The sequence below is a fragment of the Eikenella glucosivorans genome, from assembly GCF_016025525.2.
GTDB lineage: Bacteria > Pseudomonadota > Gammaproteobacteria > Burkholderiales > Neisseriaceae > Eikenella > Eikenella glucosivorans.
The window spans coordinates 102,360-120,053 of record NZ_JACSGR010000008.1 but is presented as its reverse complement, the minus strand read 5'-3'; the positions used below and the strand labels follow the sequence as shown (position 1 = coordinate 120,053).

Below are 17,694 nucleotides of genomic sequence, written 5' to 3'. Positions count from 1 at the left end.
CCTTAGTCGGCCTGGCGTTTGCGGCAACGCTATGCCGGATTTTCAAGTAGCCTGCATGGCAAACAGGCTATCTGAAAACAAACGGTACGGGCTTCTGCGAAACTGAAACCTTCCGCGCAATCGGGCGCCCTATTCCGCCCACACCACGGTTTCGGCAGCGTCGCGGCGCGGTTTCGGCGAAATGTCGCGGGCGCGGTAGCCGAATGTGGCGGCCACAGATACGCCGTATTCGGCGGGATCGAGCAGCCCGGCTTCGGCCAGGATGTTTTCCACGGCGGCGTAGTCCATGCCTTCGATCGGGCAGGAATCGATGCCGAGCATGGCGGCACCGGTGAGCATATTGGCCAGCGCAATGTAAGTTTGCTTGCTGGCCCAGTCGAATAGGGCGCGTTCGTTATCGGCGATGGGCATGTCGTGGGTTTGAAAGCTGCGGTAGCGTTCGAGGGCGGCGGCGCGCTGCTCGGGCGTGAAGCCGCGCCGGCTCATCAGTTCGCTGAAAAAGGGGCTATCGTAGCGGGCGTGTTTTTTCGCCAGCAGGATCACGAGGTGGCTGGCTTCGGCAATGGCGGTCTGCATGCCCCAGGCCACGGGTTTGATCTGCTCGCGCAGCCCGGCATTCTGCACCACCAGGAAGCGCCACGGCTCGCTGCCGACGGAGCTGGGCGAGAGGCGGCCGAAATCGAGGATGGCGGCAAAGTCTTCGGCACTGATTTTGCGCGCGGGGTCGTAATAGCGGGTGGACACGCGGCGGCGGAAAATGGCGAGGGCTTGCTGGCGGGTGAGAAGCATGGGGAATCCTTTCAGAAAATAGCTGGTTTGAGCTGGGTTGCGGTTTTCAGGTAGCCTTCCGGCGGCCGGCTGGAGGCTACCTGAAAATATGGATAAGGTGTTTACAAACGGTAAAACGCTTTGGCTGCCGCCCACAGGATGGCGGGCTGTTCTTTGATGGCTTCGTGCTGCGCGAATGGCACATTCATCAGGTGCGCTTCGGGCAGCACGGTGCGCAGCGCAAGTCGGCCAAATCGTTGAGCGACAGCAGGAAGTCGCCCTCGCCGCGCGCGGCCAGCACGGGGGCTTGGATTCGGGCAACGGCTTCGTTTGGATAGCCGGTGGCCGAAGTGTCCAGCCACAGCTGTTTCAAGGCGGCGGCGAGCGCGGGCAGGTCGGGCTGCGGGTTCAGTTTTTCGTAGGCAGCCACTTGCGCGGCCATATTTTCGCGGAAAAATTCGGGCGTGAGGCTTTCGAACATCTCGCGCACGGCGGCAAGCTGGCGGCTGTGCCACGACGCGCCCACAGTGAGCACGGACTGCACCCGCGCATCGGCGGCGGCCAAGCGGTAGGCCGCCGTGCCTCCGTCGGAAAAGCCGAACAGGTGGTAGGCGCGCAAACCGAGCGCGTCGGCCAGATGGCGGGCGTCGTCGGCAATCTGGGCGTAGGTGAGCGGGACACTGCCGCGGGTGGAACGGCCGTGGCCGCGCGTGTCGGTTTCGATGGTAAAAAAGTGCCGTTGCAGCTCGGGCATGAGGGCGGCGAAGTCTTCCGCCGAGCCCAAGCCGCCGTGCAGCAGCAGGAGGGCGGGCGCGCCGGCTGGGCCGCCGGTGCGGTAGAACAGGTCGGCGCCGAGATGGGAGATGGTGTTCATGGCGGGTTTCCTTTCGTGGGCGAGATATTGTGGGCTGTCCGCCCTGCCCGCTCGGGGCGAGCGTGCGGATACGGCGGTGGAGCAGGCGGACAGTATGGCGGCTGCGGCGGTTTGGAGGAAGGTGCGGCGGGAATGCATGATAGTTGGCTCGGGTTGAGGTTGGCAGAAGCTCGTTCCTTTTTTCAGGTAGCCTCCGGCGGCCGGCTGAGGCTACCTGAAAAATATTTGGCTTACCCGGGCAGATTGCAGGTTACGGGATTTCGGGATAGGCAAGCAGGGGGCTGAAGTCTGCCTTCCAGATGTCTAGGCTGTGCAGCCGGCCGTCGCCATAGGCATACAGGGTGGCCAATACGGGGACGCCGTCTTGGTCTGGAAACTGGTATTCGGCGATGGCGAGGGTGGGCAAATTATCTTTTCTTTCTTCTTCGTAGGCGAAGGAGAAACTGCCCATGCCGCCGTCTTCGAGGGAGGCGACACGCTCGGGGAAGCTGATGGGGAGCGCGGCATATTGGGGGCGGATGCGCCGGAGCAGGATGTGCAGCAGGCGGGTTTCTCCGGGGCTGGGCGGGCGTGGCTGGGGTGTCATGTTTTGCCGTTTGCGTGGTTTGGGTTTTAGCTTCGCAGAAACTCTGCTTCCTTCGGAAACATCGTTTTCAGGTAGCCTGATTTTCCTGATAGCGGTGTTCGGGCATGCCGATTTGGCGGTGTACGGGGTTGTGCGCCAGCGGGAAAAAACCTTCTTCGATTTCATAAAACGGGGTGGGCCAGAAGGCGTCGCCGGCTGCGGCGGCGGGGTCGGCTTGGGCGAGCCAGCTTTGCAGTTGGGCGGCAAAGGTTTCACCCTTTTCCCCGCCGCCGGCAAAATCGGCTTTCAGCCGGAACACGGCGGCCATCAGCCGGCAATAGCTTTGCACAAACAAGGCCAGGCTGCTGTTGGCCAACACCCATTCCTGTTCCCACCCGTTTTCGGCCTGCGGCGAATACAGCCACACGGCGCCATCGGCAAGCTGCACGAAATAGCTGCCTCCGTAGCCGTATTTGCCGAAGCAGCGGGCTTCGCCGCGCGGGGTTTGGATGGCGATGGTTTCGTCGGGGAAGCGGACGAAGTAAAAACGGGCGGGCGGGTAGTCGGCAAGGTAGGCGATGCCGTCTTTAAAAATGGTGTCGAGGCTTTGCGGCGCTCCGGCTGAATAGGCGGCGGGATGGAGGACGGAGATGCGGTCGGCGGCAAGGGCGCGGGCGAGGTTCATGGTGATATGTTGATGTGGTTAGTATTAACACAGGATGTGCGGATTACCTGAAAATTTTTGTTTCATAGAAATTCACGTTGCTTGTTTCCATTTCGTCGAAGCTGGCGCTTTCAGGTAATCTACCTTTGAGTTAATGTATATTAGTTACTACGCCGAGAGAGGCCAATTTTCCATTTACTTGCAAAAACATGCGCTCTCCTTCAATCGTACGAACTGGATGATCTAACACTAATATTAAGTCCACGAGTTCTCCTGGCAATACATCTTTTTCATTCAAGATTTTGGCTTGCACGGTCTGCCCACTCACCCATAAGGTTACCTTGCTACTACTCGCAAGCATTACTCCGCCCTCGGGTGTGCTTAAATTGTAAATATAGGCATCAATACCATTAGTAGCTGCCATCGGCGGAGTTTTCGGCCGAATTAAGGTGGCTGTGGGCTCTGTAATTAAATCTTTCAAACCCTGTTCTCCGAAATAGAATTCTTTTGTTGGTATTTTCATTTCATAACTTGCAAGCAACTCATCCAATTCCTGAACATTTTTTTTCAATACCTCTGCCCCTTCTTTTTCTCCTAACAAATTGAAAAGCCTATCGGTATTCACGAACAGTACAGACAATTTCGGTAAGTATGTTTGGCGGGCAATCAAAAAGGTCTCAGCCCAGGTGCTGCCTGAGAGCAGACCGACAACAAATACAGTATAAATATATAGATATATTTCATAATATTACCTTGTAAATATTTATCATAGGCTACCTGAAATCTTTAGCTTCGCAGAAATCTGCGTTGATTGTTTTCAGGTAGCCTCTTGCCTTGGAAAATGAACTGCAACAAGGAACTATAATGCAGGCAGCCAGCGGCTGATGGTGTAAATCAGCAGGCCGACTAAGCCGCCAACCAAGGTGCCGTTGATGCGGATAAACTGCAAATCGCGGCCGATGGAGAGCTCGAGTTTGTCGCTCATCTGGCGGCTGTCCCAGCTTTTCACTTTGTCGGCCACGAATTCGGCGGCACGGCGGCGGTAACGGCGCACGAGGCTGCGGGCGAGCAGCGCGAGGCGGGCGTTGAGGTGGCGCTGTTGGCGCGGTGTGGCGGCATAGCGTTGCAGCAGGCCGGTGAGCAGGCTGTCGAGGCGGCGGAGGGTGGCTGAATCGGGGCTGTGCACGTCGGCGGCGAGGCGCTGGACAAGACTTTGCCACAATCCGGCGAGGCTGCGTTGCAGCTCGGGGGAATCGGCAAGCTGGCGTTTGGCGAGGGCGAGTTTGCGGTGCCAGGCTTCGGATTGGGCGAGCTCGAGTGCGAAGCGGCGGTATTGGCGGCGGAAGGCGGCGCGCATTTCGTGCTGCGGGTCGGCCAGGGCGGCGGCGGTGTAGTTGTCGGCCCAATCGAGGGCTTTTTGCGCCACCCAGCCGTCGATCTGGCCCACCAGCCGGCCGCGCAGCTGGGCTTTGATTTTATCCCAGGTATCAGGCCGGGCGCTTTCGATTTGCTCTGCCCAGGCGCGCAGGTTTTCTTCGAGCAAGACGCGGGTGTGCGGCTGATGCAGCCAGCGGCGGATTTGGCCGAGCAGTGCGGTGTGCAGGTTTTCAGGTAGCCCTTGGCTTTCCAGCAGCAGGAGGCTTTGCGAGAGGATGGCTCCGATTTGTTTGCCGCTGCCATGCGTGGCTAAAAAGGCGGCGCCGAGGCGGGCGGCTTCTTCGGGCGGGATGCTTTGCAGGGCGGCCGGGAGTTTTTGCGCGAGGGGGAGCAGCCATTCGCGGCGGTTTTCGGCGCGTGCGAGCCAGCGCAGGAGTTTGTCGGCGGGGCGCAGGCGGTAGATGCGGATGGCGATGGGGCGCTCGGGCAGGAAGTTGGTTTCGATGAAGCGGCCGAGCTCGTCAGCAATGCGGCTTTGGTTGCGCGGGAGGATGGCGGTGTGGGGGATTTTAAGGCCGAGCGGGTGGCGGAATAAGGCGGTAACGGCAAACCAGTCGGCCAGCGCGCCCACCATAGCGGCTTCGGCGAAGGCTTTCAGGTAGCCTATGCCGGGGTGGCGATGGAGAAACAGGGATGAGGCGACAAACAGCAATACAGCAGCCAACAGCAGGCCGCCGGCCCAACGCCGGCTGTGCTGCAGACGGGCGCGGGCGGCGGCTTCGCGGGCTTGGTCGGCCAAAATGTTCATGGCTTAGATGGCACGCTCGGCATAGGTGGGCACTTTGCTGGCGGCGGCCATGCGCCCGAGGTAGCTTTGCAGTTTGGCGGGAAAGGCGATGCCTTTCACCAGCGTGAGGTTGCGCAGCACGGGGAAGAGGATGATGTCCTCCATGCCGGGCTCGGTGCCGTTGAAATAGGGCTCGGGCAGCAGGGCGGCAAGCTCGGCCAGGTCGGCATGGATGCGTTCGAGGTAGCTTGGTGTGTCGGCCAGATTTTGCTCGAAGTTGCCGATGTTTTGCTCTTTTTTGTGCACGAAGTAGTCGATGGCGGCTTGGGTGGCAAATTCGGGCAGCGGCGGCTCAAGGCGCACTTCGCGCGGCATCACCAGGCGGTTGTAGTATTTGCCCACCTTATCAAACCAGGCCTGCGCTTCGGGGCGGACGGTTTCGTTCAGGCGCGCTTGGCCGGCGTATTCGTCGATAAATCGCACGATGTCGAGGCTCTCGCCCATGTGGCTGCCGTCGGGCTTTTGCAGGATGGGCACCTGTTTGGCGCCGATAAGGCCGATGGGCGTGGCTTCGTCGTCGTTGAGCAATACGATTTCTTCCACCGGCACGCCGCGCAGGCCGAAAATCATGCGGGCGCGTACACAAAAGGGGCAATGGTCGTAAACATAGAGTTTCATGGCGTTTTCCTTAGCGGGAGTGGATACGTGAGGATTGTAGCATAGCGCGGGAGGCTACCTGAAAATGCAAAACGGCTTTCAGCCTATCTTCTCCGCATACCTCTGTGAATGTTCAGCGGCACGGTTTGCTGTTAAAATCCGCTTTCTGAACCGAAGCAGCAAACATCATGAGTATCGCCAACAACAAAAAAGCCTTCCACGACTATTTCATCGAAGACCAGCTCGAAGCCGGATTGGTGCTCGATGGCTGGGAAGTGAAAGCCATCCGCGCCGGCCGCGTGCAGCTCAAAGAGAGCTATATTCACTGGAAAAAAGACGCATTTTACCTGGTGGGCTGCCACATCACCGCCCTGCCCACCGCCTCCACCCACGTGAAGCCCGATCCCGTGCGGCAGCGCAAACTCCTGCTCAAACAGGCCGAAATCAACAAGCTCATCGGCAAAGTGGAGCGCAGCGGCTACACCCTCGTGCCGCTCAACCTGCACTACCGGCGCGGCTACATCAAAATGGACATCGGCCTGGCCAAAGGCAAAAAGCAGCACGACAAACGCCAAAGCATGAAAGAAGCCGACTGGAAACGCGAAAAACAGCGCCTGATGAAACAGGCCCGCTAACCCCCACGCCATCGTTGAGGCTACCTGAAAGCGCCGGCTTCTTCGAAGCTGAACATATTTCTCCGCACCCGCTTCATTCCAGCCGAAATTTTCAGGTAGCCTTCCACAGGAAAACACCATGCAACGCAGCTCCCTCTTCCTCCCCGTCCTGCTGATTATTTTCGGCGCCATCTGGTTTCTCAGCAGCACCGACATCCTGCCCACCACCGCCACCCTGGTCGCCCTCGCCCTGGCCGCAGGCGGCATCGCCCTGCTCCTGCTCGACGGCATTAACACCCAAAGCATCGTACACGGCCCCATGCTCATGTATCTCGGTGCCGCCATCTACCTGCGCAACCAAATGTATATCGGTTTCGCCCCGCTGGCCGCACTCGGCATGATGCTGCTCGGCGGCCTCATGCTGCTCGCCCGCAGCGGCATCGTTCCACGCAAATACGGCGCCCACGGCCTGCCCCGCCGAGCGCGCCGCAACAGCGAGCAAGAATAAGCAAAGGCTACCTAAAACCATTTCAACTTCCTTGAAGCCAGCATTTTCAGGTAGCCTCCCCGATTATTAGGAAAACAACATGGCCATCATCATCAAAACCCCCGAAGAAATCGCCAAAATGCGCGAACTCGGCCGCCTTGCCGCCGAAGCGCTCGACTACATCGGCGACTTCGTCAAACCCGGCGTCACCACCAACGAGCTCAACCAGCTGGTGCACGACTACCAAGTGAACGTGCAAGGCGGCTACCCCGCCCCCCTGCACTACGGCAACCCGCCCTACCCCAAATCCTGCTGCACCTCGGTAAACCACGTGATCTGTCACGGCATACCTAACGACAAGCCCCTGAAAAACGGCGATATCCTCAACATCGACATCACCCTGAAAAAAGATGGCTTCCACGGTGATTCCAGCCGCATGTATGCCGTGGGCAACATCAGCCCTCAGGCGCAGCGCCTGATCGACGTCACCCACCAGAGCATGATGGCCGGCATCGCCGCCGTGAAGCCCGGCGCCACCCTCGGCGACATCGGCCACGCCTGCCAGCAAGTGGCCGAAAACGCCGGCTACTCCGTGGTACAGGAATTCTGCGGCCACGGCATCGGCCGAGGCTTCCACGAAGACCCGCAAGTCGTCCACTACGGCAAAAAAGGCACCGGCCCCGTGTTGCAGCCCGGCATGATCTTCACCATCGAACCCATGATCAACCAAGGCAAACGCCACCTGCGCATCCTCGACGACGGTTGGACCGTGGTCACCAAAGACCGCAAACTCTCCGCCCAATGGGAGCACGAAGTCCTCGTTACCGACACCGGTTACGAAATCCTCACCATCAGCCCGCGCACCGGCAAGCCCTAAGCAGCTGCCCCGCCCGCCGCATCAGGCTACCTGAAAACGATGTTTCCGCAGGAAGCAGAGTTTCTGCGAAGCTAAAACGATGTTTCCGCAGGAAGCTGAATTTCTGCGAAGCTAAAACCCGGGCGGCCACGCTTCCAACCTTCCCCACCCGAAACCCGGTTCCCGCAAACCCCGTTTCAGGCAGCCCCTTTCCATTGCCGCACCAAACGGCACAACCGGCCCGCATCATGAACCGCCACTATCAGATCTTCTACTCCTTCTACACCGACGACAGCCACATCGACGGCAACAACCCCGTCACCGTTCCCGCCGCTGAACTGCCATCCTACTTCCACCGGCTCCAGCTGCACCCCGACTTCCTCGGCATCATCGACCGGCAAGACAACACCTTCCAAATCGTCCTCGAAGAATTCAGCGGCTACTACTGGGGCGAAATCCCCGACCCCGTGAAAAGCGGCTACCACGGCCGTTTCTACACCGCCGACGAGCTGCTCGCCCTGCTCTCCCGCCTGCCCGAGCAATTCGTGCCGCAAAACTTCCCCGGCATGGCCTTCCAGCCTTGGCAGGAATACTTTGAAGACACCGCCTACGGCAAAGAAGCCCAACGCCTGTTTGAAAGCAGCGGAAGCACCGGAGAAATGGCGCGCGTGGCCGAAGACATCTGCGAATCCTGCCGCCTCGGCGCCTGGGACGCACTGTGCGACGACGGCCTCGCCCTGCTCCAGCGCGAACTCACCGCCAGCCCCGCCGCCTTCACCGACATCAACTACCAGCGCCTGTGCCGCAGCCTCGACTGGCTCGAAGACCTCGTGGCCGAAAACGCCTCCTTCGACGAAGACAGCATGGACGACCTGTGCGACATGCTGCTCGAGCGCATCGTCGATCTCGACAACTACCGCCAGCCGAGGCATTAAACCAACTTGCCTGCCAAACGGCTTTTTCAAATCAAACAAAGGCTACCTGAAATATTTCAGCTCCACAGAAACTCGTCTTCCTGTGGAACCTCATTTTCAGGTAGCCTGAAACCTTTGCAAAATCATCATTCAATCAGCCATAGGGGTGAATTTTATATCCACCCTTAACCCCTATTCGTTTGAGTGCTTGAGCTTAGCAAGATTCAACGCAGATAAAAATCCGCCTTTAAATTAAGAATTCTGCAAAAGGTTTAATCTGTTTTCCGTTTTATCCGTAGCAAACACCTTCTTTCATATGTAGCAAAAGGCTACCTGAAAAATGAGCAACGCAAGTTTCTGCGGAGCTGAAATATTTCAGGTAGCCTCATCAAGCTAGCAAATAATCGGGCTTACACCTCGATAATCACTTTCATCGCTTTGGTGTCAGCCGCGTGTTTGAACACGTCGTAGGCCTTTTCCATTTCGCTGAATTTGAAGCGGTGGGTGGCCAATTTGTCCATCGGCAGTTTGCTGGATTCGCAGGCTTTCAGCAGCATGCCGGTGGTGTTGGCGTTCACCAGGCCGGTGGTAACGGTGATGTTCTTGATCCACAGTTTGGCCAGATCGAACTCAACCGGTTTGCCATGCACGCCCACGTTGGCCACGTGGCCGCCTTCTTTCACCACCTGCTGGCAAATGTCCCAAGTGGCGGGGTAGCCCACGGCTTCCATGGCGCAGTCCACGCCACGGCCGCCGGTGATTTCCAAAATCTTGGCTACGGCGTCTTCCTTGTTCGGATTGACGGTGTGGGTGGCGCCCATTTCCTTGGCCATGGCCAGGCGGTTTTCGTCCATATCAACCACGATGATGGTGGCGGGGGAGTAGAACTGGGAAGTCAGGAGGCAGCCCATGCCCACGGGGCCGGCGCCCACGATGGCAATGGCGTCACCGGGTTTTACCTGGCCATACTGCACGCCGATTTCGTGGCCGGTGGGCAGCGCGTCGGACAGGAACACGGCCACATCGGTGTTCAGGGTTTCGGGCAGGTGATAGAGCGAGTTGTCGGCAAACGGGGTACGCACGTATTCGGCCTGAGTGCCGTCGATCATATAGCCCATGATCCAGCCGCCGTCTTTGCGGCAGTGGGCGTAGAGTTGTTTCTGGCAGTTGTCGCAAGTGCCGCAGCGGCTCACGCAGGATACGATTACTTTATCGCCTTTTTTGAAGTCTTTCACGGCGGAGCCGACTTCTTCTACCACGCCGATTGCTTCATGCCCAAGGATGCGTCCTTCCCATTTACCGGTTTTTTCGCGGGCAACGGCTTCGATTTCCGGGTTTTTGCCTTTCATGATGCCCAAGTCGGTACCGCAGATAGTGGTTTTGGTAACACGAATGATAGCATCGGTGGGATCAATGATGGTCGGCACCGGACGGTCTTCGAAACGGACATCGTTTTCACCGTAATAAGTCATGGCTTTCATGGTCTTACTCATAATGTTCTCCTGATGGGACTGCCGCTCGGCAATCAGTTATGGGGAAAAGTCCGGCAATGCGCCGAACTGTGGTCATTATAATCCGCTTTATCGGAAATTAGCAAAATAAACGGTTAAATTTTCCAGTTAAAATATGATGTTATGCTATAACAAGATTAAATTACATACTGCCCGCTATCATTTTTGTGAAAGCAAGCTCGGCTACCTGAAAATATGGCTTCCATCAAATTCAAACAATCATGCACAAAAAACCAGCCCCGTTCCATTCGGAAAGAGGCTGGTTTTAAGCAGTTTAACGATTAAACTTTGGCAGCGGCAGCCACTTCGGCGGCATAATCCACTTCTTTTTTCTCGATACCGTCACCCACTTTGTAGCGGACGAAGTTGACGATTTCGGTTTTCTGCTGTTTCAGGAACTGCTCTACGGTTTGATCGGGATTCATCACGAAGGGCTGGCCCAACAAGGTCACTTCAGCCAAGAACTTCTTCACGCGGCCTTCCACCATTTTGGCAGCGATTTCGGCCGGTTTGCCGGAAGCGATGGCCTGCTCGGTGTAGATGTGGCGCTCTTTGGCCACCACTTCGGGATCCACCTGCTCGGCAGAAATGCACTGCGGTTTGGAAGCCACAATGTGCATGCCAACATGACGGGCGGTAGTTTCATCACCTTTGTACTCCACCAGCACGCCTTCGGTAGCGGCAGCACCGTGGATATAGGTGGTCAGGCTGTTGGCTGCTTCGATGATTTCGAAACGGCGCACGGAGATGTTCTCGCCCAGCTTGGCAATGACGGCTTTACGCTCGTCTTCCACCAATGCAGCCAACTCTTCAACCGTGGCCGGTTTTTTCAGCGCGGCGGTTTTGGCGACAGACTGGGCGAAAGCGATGAAACCGGTGTCTTTGGCCACGAAGTCGGTTTCGCAGTTCACTTCCACCAAGGCACCTACATTGCCTTCAATAGCATAGGCCAACACGCCTTCGGCAGCGGTGCGGCCAGCCAATTTGCTGGCCTTGGCGCCGGATTTGATGCGCAGGATTTCTTCGGCTTTTTCCATGTCGCCATTGGCTTCAACCAAGGCTTTTTTGCATTCCATCATGCCCAAACCGGTGGCAGCACGCAGGTCAGCGACCATTTTTGCAGTAATTGCAGACATTATTTTCTCCTAATTTTCAGGGATGAACGCGGCGAATGCCGCACTCTGGACAGATTGAAGGCTACCTGAAGGCTTGGTTTGTTTTTCAGGTAGCCTCATGTAATGCCAAACTTAGGCGGATTCGGCTTCGTCGGCAGCGGCCTGCTGTGCAGCGGCCACGGTTTCGGCCAGCGCCTGGTTTTTGCCTTCCAGTACGGCATCGGCGATGCCGCGGCAGTACAGGCGGATGGCTTTGGCGGAGTCGTCGTTGCCGGGGATCACGTATTTCACGCCTTCCGGATCGTTGTTGCTATCCACCACGCCGATCACCGGAATACCCAGCTTGCCGGCCTCGGTGAGCGTGCCTTTCTGGTAGCCGGTATCGATCACGAAAATCGCGTCGGGCAGGCCTTTCATATCTTTAATACCGCCCAAGGAGCGTTCCAGTTTTTCCACTTCGCGCTGAATGGTGAGCAGCTCTTTCTTGTTGTAACCGCTGGCTTCGGCATTTTCCAAAATGGCGGTTTTCTCTTCCAGGCGTTTGATAGACTGTTTAACGGTTTTGTAGTTGGTCAGCATGCCGCCCAGCCAACGGTGGTCCACATAAGGCATACCGGCGCGGGTGGCCTCTTCGCGCACGATGTCGCGAGCCTGGCGCTTGGTGCCGACAAATAGGATGGTGCCTTTGTTGGCTGCCAAACGGCGTACGGCGTCTTGCGCTTCCTGGAACAGGGGCAGGGTTTTTTCCAAGTTGATGATGTGGATTTTGTTGCGGGCGCCGAAAATGTATTGTTCCATTTTCGGGTTCCAGTAACGGGTTTGGTGGCCGAAGTGAACGCCGGCTTCCAGCATCTGGCGCATAGTAACTTGAGACATTTATTTTCCTTACAAAGGGTTATAGCAAACATCCGTGCACACAGAATCTCTGAAAACAGAGACACCCTTTGGTGCCGGATGCGAGCGTTGAGGTTAAAAAGAAACAGCTTTCAAAACGAAAGCTGCGGGATTATAGGGGGAATTTATTGTTTTGGCAAGATTTGGCCGGCCTGCCGCTCGGCTTGTTTGAGGCGCTTGTTGCGCAAACGGATGTAGGCCACCCAAAACGCAAACAATGTGGGCAGGATCGTCCACACCACCAGGTAAATCAGCATCCGCGCCAGTGAAGGCTGCGCCAGCGAAAACATCAGCGTAACAAAGATATAGCCAATTAGCACAATATGCCACATCACATCATTCCCAATATTGGCTACCTGAAAACGAGCAAAGCGAGTTTCTGCGAAGCTAAAGCGCCAACTTCAACGAAGTTGAAATGGGACAAGCGGGTTTAGGCGAAGCCAAACAAAAAAGCCAAATACAGCCCGCTTGATTTTTCAGGTAGCCTTTTACTTATTCTATTGAGACAATCGATATTCCTGCCCGTCTGCCGTGAGCAGCTTAGGCGGGCGGTTTTCATCGATCACCGCTTCGTCCACCACCACGGTTTTCACCTGCTCTTTGATGTCCGGCAGGCGGAACATGGTATCGAGCAGCGCGCGTTCCACAATCGAGCGCAGCCCGCGCGCGCCGGTTTTGCGCTGCATGGCAAGTTTGGCAATGCTGCGCAGGGCGGACGGCTGCACCTTCAGCTCCACGCCTTCCATATCAAACAGCGTTTGATACTGTTTCACCAGCGCATTTTTCGGTTCGGTGAGGATGTTGATCAGCGCCTCTTCGTCCAGCTCGGCCAACGTGGCAATCACCGGCAAGCGGCCGATCAGCTCGGGAATCAGGCCGAATTTAATCAAGTCTTCCGGCTCTACAATTTCAAACAATTCAGTTACATCGGCATCTTCGTCTTTGCTGTGCACCGTGGCGCCGAAGCCGATGCCACCCTTTTCCGTGCGCTGGCGGATTACCTTCTCCAAGCCAGCAAATGCGCCGCCGCAGATAAACAGGATATTGGTGGTATCTACTTGAATAAAATCCTGATTCGGGTGTTTTCTCCCGCCCTGCGGGGGCACGGAAGCCACCGTGCCTTCAATCAGCTTCAATAGCGCCTGCTGCACGCCCTCGCCGGACACATCGCGGGTAATCGACGGGTTGTCGCTCTTGCGCGAAATTTTATCGATTTCATCAATATAGACAATGCCTTTTTGCGCTTTTTCTACATTGAAGTCGCAGTTGCCCAACAGCTTGGTAATGATCTGTTCCACGTCTTCGCCCACGTAGCCGGCTTCAGTGAGCGTGGTGGCGTCGGCCATCACGAACGGCACGTCCAAACGCCGCGCCAGGCTTTGTGCGAGCAAGGTTTTGCCCGAACCGGTGGGGCCGATGAGCAGGATGTTGGATTTGGCCAGCTCCACGTTGTCGCCCTCTTTCGGGTGGCGCAGACGCTTGTAGTGGTTGTACACGGCCACGGCCAGGGTTTTCTTAGCCTGCTCTTGGCCGATCACGTGCTGGTTAAGGTTGCTGACGATTTCGGCCGGGGTGGGCAGGCGCTCGCTGCCGCCTTCCGGTGTGTCCGATTCATCATCCCCGTTGTGGATCATGTGACTGCAGGTATCAACACATTCATTGCAAATCAATGCATTATCACCTTCAATCAGGTTTTTGACTTCGTCTTCCGATTTGCCGCAAAAAGAACAGTAGCGGGTTTCTTTGCTCATTGGAGTGTTTCCGAAATGTATTGGCGCCGAACGGTTCGGCAAAACTGTGAAGTATATAGAGAAACTGTCGGCATATCAACGCGGGAAGCGGTTTGCCCGCACAGGCAAAGGCACACCGCCAAACGTAAAAGACTCAAGCTGGTGAAATAACACCCTTGCGCAACACAAAGGCTACCTGAAAACCATCAAACCGTTTTCAGGTAGCCTTTTCCCATCCGGCAAACTACTTATTCATCCGCGCTTCCCGCTTGCACTGCGGATTCTGCTGCGGCAGTCGATGCAGCCGGGTTCAGCCCCTGTGTGAGGCCGTTGATGTCGCCGCCGCTCAAGCCCAGCTCTTTGAGCAGGCTGTCCACCAGCGGGGCTTGGGCGCGGTAGCGCAGGGCGCTGTTCACCACTTGGTCGGAGAGGGCGGCATTGCCCGGCGCGGCATGGGCGCCGGCTGACACGCCTTCCGCGCTGCCTGCGCCGTTGCCGAAACCACCCAAGCCGTTCACCTGCAAAATCTTGATGCCGTCGATGTTTTCCATCGGGCGCACGGATTCGCGGATGATGTCGGGCAGGTGTTTCAACAGGGCGAGGCGCACCTGCATTTCAACTTGCTCAACGCTCAACACGTTGGCGGCTTCGTTGACGGCGCGCGTGCCTTCGGCATCGACTTTGTATTGCTGCTCTTGCGCCTGCGCCAGCAGGACTTTGGCGTCGGCTTCACCTTTGGCCTGCAAACGCTGTTTCTCGGCTTCGGCTTCGGCGGCGATGCGCACGGCTTCGGCACGGTCTTGCGCGGCCTGTTTCTCGGCTTCGGCTGCCACGGTGAGCGAAATCGCGTCTTTTTGCGCGGCTTCTTCGGCGGCAATCAGCTCCACGGCTTTGGCACGCTCGGCGCGTTCGGTTTCGCGCACGGTAATCACGCTCTCTTCTTCACGCACGGCGGCGGCGCGGGCTTTGTCGGCCTCGGCTTTGGCTTCGGATTCGGCACGCGATTTCTCGGCCACGGCGATGGCGCGGTCCTGTTCGGCCAGCTCGATGGCTTTGCGGCGTTCAACCTCCGCCTGCTCGACGGCTTGGGCTTTGCGGATGTCTTCGTTTTTGATGTCGCGTTCGGCGGCGATGCGCTTCAAATCCACTTCGCGCTCGGCGGCGATTTTGGCTTCTTCCGCTTCGCGTTTTTTCTGCGCTTCCTGCTCGGCGATGCTGGCTTCCTGTTCGGCGCGGCGCACGGCGATTTCGCGTTCTTGTTCGAGTTTGGCGTATTCTTCTTCGCGCGAGATTTTCAGGCGTTGCTGCTCGGCTTCGAGGTTTTTGGTTTTAATCGCCAAATCGGTGTCTTGTTCGATTTCGTTGCGTTTTTTGCGGCGGCCTTCGATGGTTTCGGTGAGTTTGGTTAAACCTTCCGCGTCAAAGGCGTTTTGCGGGTTGAAAAATTCGAAGCTGGTTTGGTCGAGGCCGGTGAGGGAGACGGTTTCGAGTTCCAGACCGTTTTTGAACAGGTCTTCGCTGACGACCTGCTGCACTTTCTGCACGAAATCCACGCGTTTTTCGTGCAGCTCTTCCATCGCCATTTCGGCGGCCACGGCGCGCAGTGCATCCACAAACTTGCCTTCCACCAGCTCTTTCAGCTCGTCCGGCGACATGGTTTTCATGCCCAGCGTTTGCGCGGCGGTGGCAATGCTCTCGGCGCTGGGTTTGACGCGCACGTAAAACTCCGCCATCACGTCCACGCGCATCCGATCGCGGGTAATCAGAGCCTGCTGCGCTGCGCGGCGCACTTCGAGGCGCAGCGTGTTCATGTTTACCGGGATGATCTCGTGCAGCACAGGCAATACCATCGCGCCGCCGTTCATGATGACTTTTTCGCCGCCGAAGCCGGTGCGCACAAACGACACTTCTTTGCTGGCGCGGCGGTACAGGCGGGTGAGGATGAGACCGAGCACAAACAGCGCGGCCAGAATCACGCCGGCAATGGTGGCAATGGAGATAAGGTTCATGGTTTTCCTTTCTGATACTTGGGTTTATAAAATGCCTGTACAGGCCTCGTGGATTTATTAGCTTCGCTGCAGCAGACGCTTTCAGGTAGCCTCAAACAGCCAAAAGGCTACCTGAAATATCAGTTAAAACGAGTGAAGCAGAATTTCTGCCAAACGCAACACGTCTTGCCGCATACAATTTGCCCTAAAGCAAACACTTTTCCTTAAAAATAAAACCATTATGGCGGTTTAAAAACAGATGCGCTATGATGGAGATACAGCATTCCTTTTCACAACTTTACCTTAAAAGGAGCTCGCCATGCGCCCCGTCAAACGCCTGCTTTCCGCCCTGCTCTTAGCCGGATTATCCTGCCTCCAGCCCGCCACCGCGCAAAACTTGCCCTCTATCGTGGATATGCGCGATGCCTCCCTGCAAACCGGCAGCCCGGAAGAAGTGGCCGCCGCAGAAAGCAGCCTGCTTGGTCGGCATATGTTTTCCCTGCAATGGGTGAGCTGGGAACGCTTCGGCACCGCCACCATCCGTCGTGGCAGCAACGGCTTGGAAATCAATGCCTACCAAGCCCTAGATGGCAATTACGTGAAGCTCGACGGCCTGATTGAAATTATCGACCGGCGCCATTTCTACTTCACCGGCAACGTCGTCACCCGCGTTTCCTACCTCAACAACGGACAAGCCTGCGAACGCAGCGGCACCTTCCTCTTCCAAGCCAAAGACGCCCGCCGCTACTGGCGCATGCAGCCGATAGGCAACCCCTGCGACAACGCCGCCGACTACATCGACATCTACTTCAAACGCTGATTTGGTTTTTCAGGTAGCCTCAAGCGGCCAAGAGGCTACCTGAAAAATAAAAAACCAGGCTAATCCTCTTCCCCCACTGCCCAATAAGCCAACCCGCCCAATATCGAAAACGGCAAAGTCATCAGCAGCAGGCCGTTGCCAAACCTCTGCCACATTGCCGCCTCATCGGCCGCGTATTCCCGATGCGCCGTGGCATAATCCAGCAGCACGCCATCGGGCGCCACGATTTCAAACACACGGTAACGCCCGCCTGGCATACTTGGGTAATACGCCACATCCAACGCCTGCCCCGCATAGCGCAGCGCTTCGCTGCACACCGCCCGATTAACCGGGGAAGTGTCTTGTTCATTTGGGTAGCACGCCAACTCTATCCCATCTAGTTCCAACCAATGACGTCGGCCATTCCTACCGAATCTGATCTCTTCCAACTCCGCCGGCGCAATCCCGCTCGCCCGATACAGCGCAGAATACGGCACGGTATGCAGCTGATGCGTGTGCCACACCATCAGCGGCAGCCCCAATATCACCATTGCCGGCAGCATCACCTGCACCCACCTCCGCATCCACATCCCCATCACCGCCCAAAGCAGCAACCACAACGGCGACACACAAGCCCACAGCCACCACCGCCATCCGCTCACTTCATGCAAAGGATGGAGCAAGCCCCACCACGGCGCCGTTGCCGCCAATAAAAACAGGTTGGGATCCCCACGCCATTTACGTTCGAGAGTAAGTGAGTAAGCATCCTGCCAATTCAGCATCACCACAAAACCCGTCATGATGGCTGCAAACCAAAACAAGTCTTCGCCAACACGGTCGCGATTCCACCACGCCACCGCCCAGCACACAAAAAACAGCACCTTAATCCATTTTCTCAACAGCAACATACGGCTACCTGAAAATCCTTTACCAGCAAATCCCAACCATCTATCCCCTTTTTCAGGTAGCCCAATCCCTGCCCCACAGGCTACCTGAAAACATAAGCCTCAACACAGCCCAAACCCCGCCATTTTCCCCCAAAACCCTTTTCAGGCAGCCCTTTCCCCCACCGAGCCCCGCCCTTTTCATTCAAC

The 17,694-nt window shown here is 57.0% G+C and carries 19 protein-coding genes; 5 read left to right on the top strand and 14 right to left on the bottom strand.

Features of this window, described 5'->3' with window-relative positions; genetic code table 11:
• Nucleotides 1-129: 129 nt before the first annotated feature.
• From H9Q10_RS11115 to grxB, 7 genes are all read right to left on the bottom strand, one after another.
• Nucleotides 130-789 (bottom strand): NAD(P)H-dependent oxidoreductase, encoded by a 660-nt coding sequence (locus tag H9Q10_RS11115; RefSeq protein ID WP_197904047.1) that lies wholly within the window; start codon nucleotides 787-789, stop codon nucleotides 130-132.
• A gap of 187 nt (nucleotides 790-976) precedes the next feature.
• Complete coding sequence (locus H9Q10_RS11110) at nucleotides 977-1,780, bottom strand: alpha/beta fold hydrolase (protein WP_338082324.1); 804 nt, start codon at nucleotides 1,778-1,780, stop codon at nucleotides 977-979.
• A 112-nt stretch (nucleotides 1,781-1,892) separates the two neighbouring features.
• Nucleotides 1,893-2,228: a DUF6984 family protein gene (locus tag H9Q10_RS11105; RefSeq protein ID WP_197904046.1), complete on the bottom strand. Its 336-nt coding sequence runs from the start codon at nucleotides 2,226-2,228 to the stop codon at nucleotides 1,893-1,895.
• Nucleotides 2,229-2,295: 67 nt separating this feature from the next.
• On the bottom strand, nucleotides 2,296-2,892 hold the full coding sequence (locus H9Q10_RS11100; protein WP_197904045.1) for an SUKH-4 family immunity protein: 597 nt from the start codon (nucleotides 2,890-2,892) through the stop codon (nucleotides 2,296-2,298).
• A 130-nt stretch (nucleotides 2,893-3,022) separates the two neighbouring features.
• Nucleotides 3,023-3,541: a hypothetical protein gene (locus tag H9Q10_RS11095; protein ID WP_197904044.1), complete on the bottom strand. Its 519-nt coding sequence runs from the start codon at nucleotides 3,539-3,541 to the stop codon at nucleotides 3,023-3,025.
• 189 nt (nucleotides 3,542-3,730) lie between these two features.
• Nucleotides 3,731-5,056: a DUF445 domain-containing protein gene (locus H9Q10_RS11090; protein WP_197904043.1), complete on the bottom strand. Its 1,326-nt coding sequence runs from the start codon at nucleotides 5,054-5,056 to the stop codon at nucleotides 3,731-3,733.
• Between the two features lie 3 nt (nucleotides 5,057-5,059).
• Entirely contained in the window at nucleotides 5,060-5,713 is a 654-nt protein-coding gene (grxB, locus tag H9Q10_RS11085) for a glutaredoxin 2 (protein WP_197904042.1), read from the bottom strand.
• A 167-nt stretch (nucleotides 5,714-5,880) separates the two neighbouring features.
• Here grxB and smpB point away from each other — a divergent pair, with 167 nt between their 5' ends.
• The 4 genes from smpB (at nucleotide 5,881) to H9Q10_RS11065 (ending at nucleotide 8,584) form a co-directional block, all read left to right on the top strand.
• The gene (smpB, locus tag H9Q10_RS11080; protein ID WP_067591749.1) at nucleotides 5,881-6,327 is read left to right on the top strand and encodes an SsrA-binding protein SmpB; all 447 of its coding nucleotides are present in this window, start codon (nucleotides 5,881-5,883) and stop codon (nucleotides 6,325-6,327) included.
• Between the two features lie 118 nt (nucleotides 6,328-6,445).
• Nucleotides 6,446-6,814 (top strand): hypothetical protein, encoded by a 369-nt coding sequence (locus H9Q10_RS11075; RefSeq protein WP_197904041.1) that lies wholly within the window; start codon nucleotides 6,446-6,448, stop codon nucleotides 6,812-6,814.
• A gap of 79 nt (nucleotides 6,815-6,893) precedes the next feature.
• Nucleotides 6,894-7,670, top strand: coding sequence for a type I methionyl aminopeptidase (gene map, locus H9Q10_RS11070; protein WP_197904040.1), 777 nt, complete (start codon nucleotides 6,894-6,896; stop codon nucleotides 7,668-7,670).
• A 227-nt stretch (nucleotides 7,671-7,897) separates the two neighbouring features.
• Complete coding sequence (locus H9Q10_RS11065) at nucleotides 7,898-8,584, top strand: hypothetical protein (RefSeq protein WP_197904039.1); 687 nt, start codon at nucleotides 7,898-7,900, stop codon at nucleotides 8,582-8,584.
• Between the two features lie 389 nt (nucleotides 8,585-8,973).
• Here the strand turns inward: H9Q10_RS11065 and H9Q10_RS11060 are convergent, their stop codons facing one another.
• From H9Q10_RS11060 to H9Q10_RS11035, 6 genes are all read right to left on the bottom strand, one after another.
• On the bottom strand, nucleotides 8,974-10,044 hold the full coding sequence (locus H9Q10_RS11060; RefSeq protein WP_197904095.1) for a zinc-dependent alcohol dehydrogenase family protein: 1,071 nt from the start codon (nucleotides 10,042-10,044) through the stop codon (nucleotides 8,974-8,976).
• Nucleotides 10,045-10,355: 311 nt separating this feature from the next.
• Entirely contained in the window at nucleotides 10,356-11,210 is an 855-nt protein-coding gene (tsf, locus tag H9Q10_RS11055) for a translation elongation factor Ts (protein ID WP_197904038.1), read from the bottom strand.
• 111 nt (nucleotides 11,211-11,321) lie between these two features.
• On the bottom strand, nucleotides 11,322-12,065 hold the full coding sequence (rpsB, locus tag H9Q10_RS11050) for a 30S ribosomal protein S2 (RefSeq protein ID WP_197904037.1): 744 nt from the start codon (nucleotides 12,063-12,065) through the stop codon (nucleotides 11,322-11,324).
• Nucleotides 12,066-12,208: 143 nt separating this feature from the next.
• Nucleotides 12,209-12,415 carry a hypothetical protein gene (locus H9Q10_RS11045; protein WP_197904094.1) on the bottom strand — a complete coding sequence of 69 codons (207 nt, stop codon included), beginning with the start codon at nucleotides 12,413-12,415 and terminating at the stop codon, nucleotides 12,209-12,211.
• A 165-nt stretch (nucleotides 12,416-12,580) separates the two neighbouring features.
• Nucleotides 12,581-13,834 carry an ATP-dependent Clp protease ATP-binding subunit ClpX gene (gene clpX, locus H9Q10_RS11040; protein WP_197904036.1) on the bottom strand — a complete coding sequence of 418 codons (1,254 nt, stop codon included), beginning with the start codon at nucleotides 13,832-13,834 and terminating at the stop codon, nucleotides 12,581-12,583.
• A gap of 227 nt (nucleotides 13,835-14,061) precedes the next feature.
• A complete protein-coding gene (locus tag H9Q10_RS11035) occupies nucleotides 14,062-15,822 on the bottom strand; it encodes a flotillin family protein (protein WP_197904035.1) in 1,761 nt (586 codons plus the stop codon).
• Nucleotides 15,823-16,120: 298 nt separating this feature from the next.
• On the opposite strand from H9Q10_RS11035, the gene H9Q10_RS11030 reads away from it, so the two are divergent.
• Nucleotides 16,121-16,621, top strand: a complete 501-nt coding sequence (locus H9Q10_RS11030; RefSeq protein ID WP_197904034.1) for a hypothetical protein — start codon at nucleotides 16,121-16,123, stop codon at nucleotides 16,619-16,621.
• Between the two features lie 59 nt (nucleotides 16,622-16,680).
• Here H9Q10_RS11030 and H9Q10_RS11025 read toward each other — a convergent pair whose 3' ends face one another.
• The gene (locus H9Q10_RS11025) at nucleotides 16,681-17,508 is read right to left on the bottom strand and encodes a hypothetical protein (RefSeq protein ID WP_205229554.1); all 828 of its coding nucleotides are present in this window, start codon (nucleotides 17,506-17,508) and stop codon (nucleotides 16,681-16,683) included.
• Nucleotides 17,509-17,694: the final 186 nt, after the last annotated feature.

Excerpts from the sequence above, each read along its gene's own strand:
- H9Q10_RS11115 (WP_197904047.1), bottom strand. The coding sequence starts at position 789 with ATGCTTCTCACCCGCCAGCAAGCCCTCGCCATTTTCCGCCGCCGCGTG.
- H9Q10_RS11110 (WP_338082324.1), bottom strand. The coding sequence starts at position 1,780 with ATGCATTCCCGCCGCACCTTCCTCCAAACCGCCGCAGCCGCCATACTG.
- H9Q10_RS11105 (WP_197904046.1), bottom strand. The coding sequence starts at position 2,228 with ATGACACCCCAGCCACGCCCGCCCAGCCCCGGAGAAACCCGCCTGCTG.
- H9Q10_RS11100 (WP_197904045.1), bottom strand. The coding sequence starts at position 2,892 with ATGAACCTCGCCCGCGCCCTTGCCGCCGACCGCATCTCCGTCCTCCAT.
- H9Q10_RS11090 (WP_197904043.1), bottom strand. The coding sequence starts at position 5,056 with ATGAACATTTTGGCCGACCAAGCCCGCGAAGCCGCCGCCCGCGCCCGT.
- grxB (WP_197904042.1), bottom strand. The coding sequence starts at position 5,713 with ATGAAACTCTATGTTTACGACCATTGCCCCTTTTGTGTACGCGCCCGC.
- smpB (WP_067591749.1), top strand. The coding sequence starts at position 5,881 with ATGAGTATCGCCAACAACAAAAAAGCCTTCCACGACTATTTCATCGAA.
- H9Q10_RS11075 (WP_197904041.1), top strand. The coding sequence starts at position 6,446 with ATGCAACGCAGCTCCCTCTTCCTCCCCGTCCTGCTGATTATTTTCGGC.
- map (WP_197904040.1), top strand. The coding sequence starts at position 6,894 with ATGGCCATCATCATCAAAACCCCCGAAGAAATCGCCAAAATGCGCGAA.
- H9Q10_RS11065 (WP_197904039.1), top strand. The coding sequence starts at position 7,898 with ATGAACCGCCACTATCAGATCTTCTACTCCTTCTACACCGACGACAGC.
- H9Q10_RS11060 (WP_197904095.1), bottom strand. The coding sequence starts at position 10,044 with ATGAAAGCCATGACTTATTACGGTGAAAACGATGTCCGTTTCGAAGAC.
- tsf (WP_197904038.1), bottom strand. The coding sequence starts at position 11,210 with ATGTCTGCAATTACTGCAAAAATGGTCGCTGACCTGCGTGCTGCCACC.
- rpsB (WP_197904037.1), bottom strand. The coding sequence starts at position 12,065 with ATGTCTCAAGTTACTATGCGCCAGATGCTGGAAGCCGGCGTTCACTTC.
- H9Q10_RS11045 (WP_197904094.1), bottom strand. The coding sequence starts at position 12,415 with ATGTGGCATATTGTGCTAATTGGCTATATCTTTGTTACGCTGATGTTT.
- clpX (WP_197904036.1), bottom strand. The coding sequence starts at position 13,834 with ATGAGCAAAGAAACCCGCTACTGTTCTTTTTGCGGCAAATCGGAAGAC.
- H9Q10_RS11035 (WP_197904035.1), bottom strand. The coding sequence starts at position 15,822 with ATGAACCTTATCTCCATTGCCACCATTGCCGGCGTGATTCTGGCCGCG.
- H9Q10_RS11030 (WP_197904034.1), top strand. The coding sequence starts at position 16,121 with ATGCGCCCCGTCAAACGCCTGCTTTCCGCCCTGCTCTTAGCCGGATTA.
- H9Q10_RS11025 (WP_205229554.1), bottom strand. The coding sequence starts at position 17,508 with ATGTTGCTGTTGAGAAAATGGATTAAGGTGCTGTTTTTTGTGTGCTGG.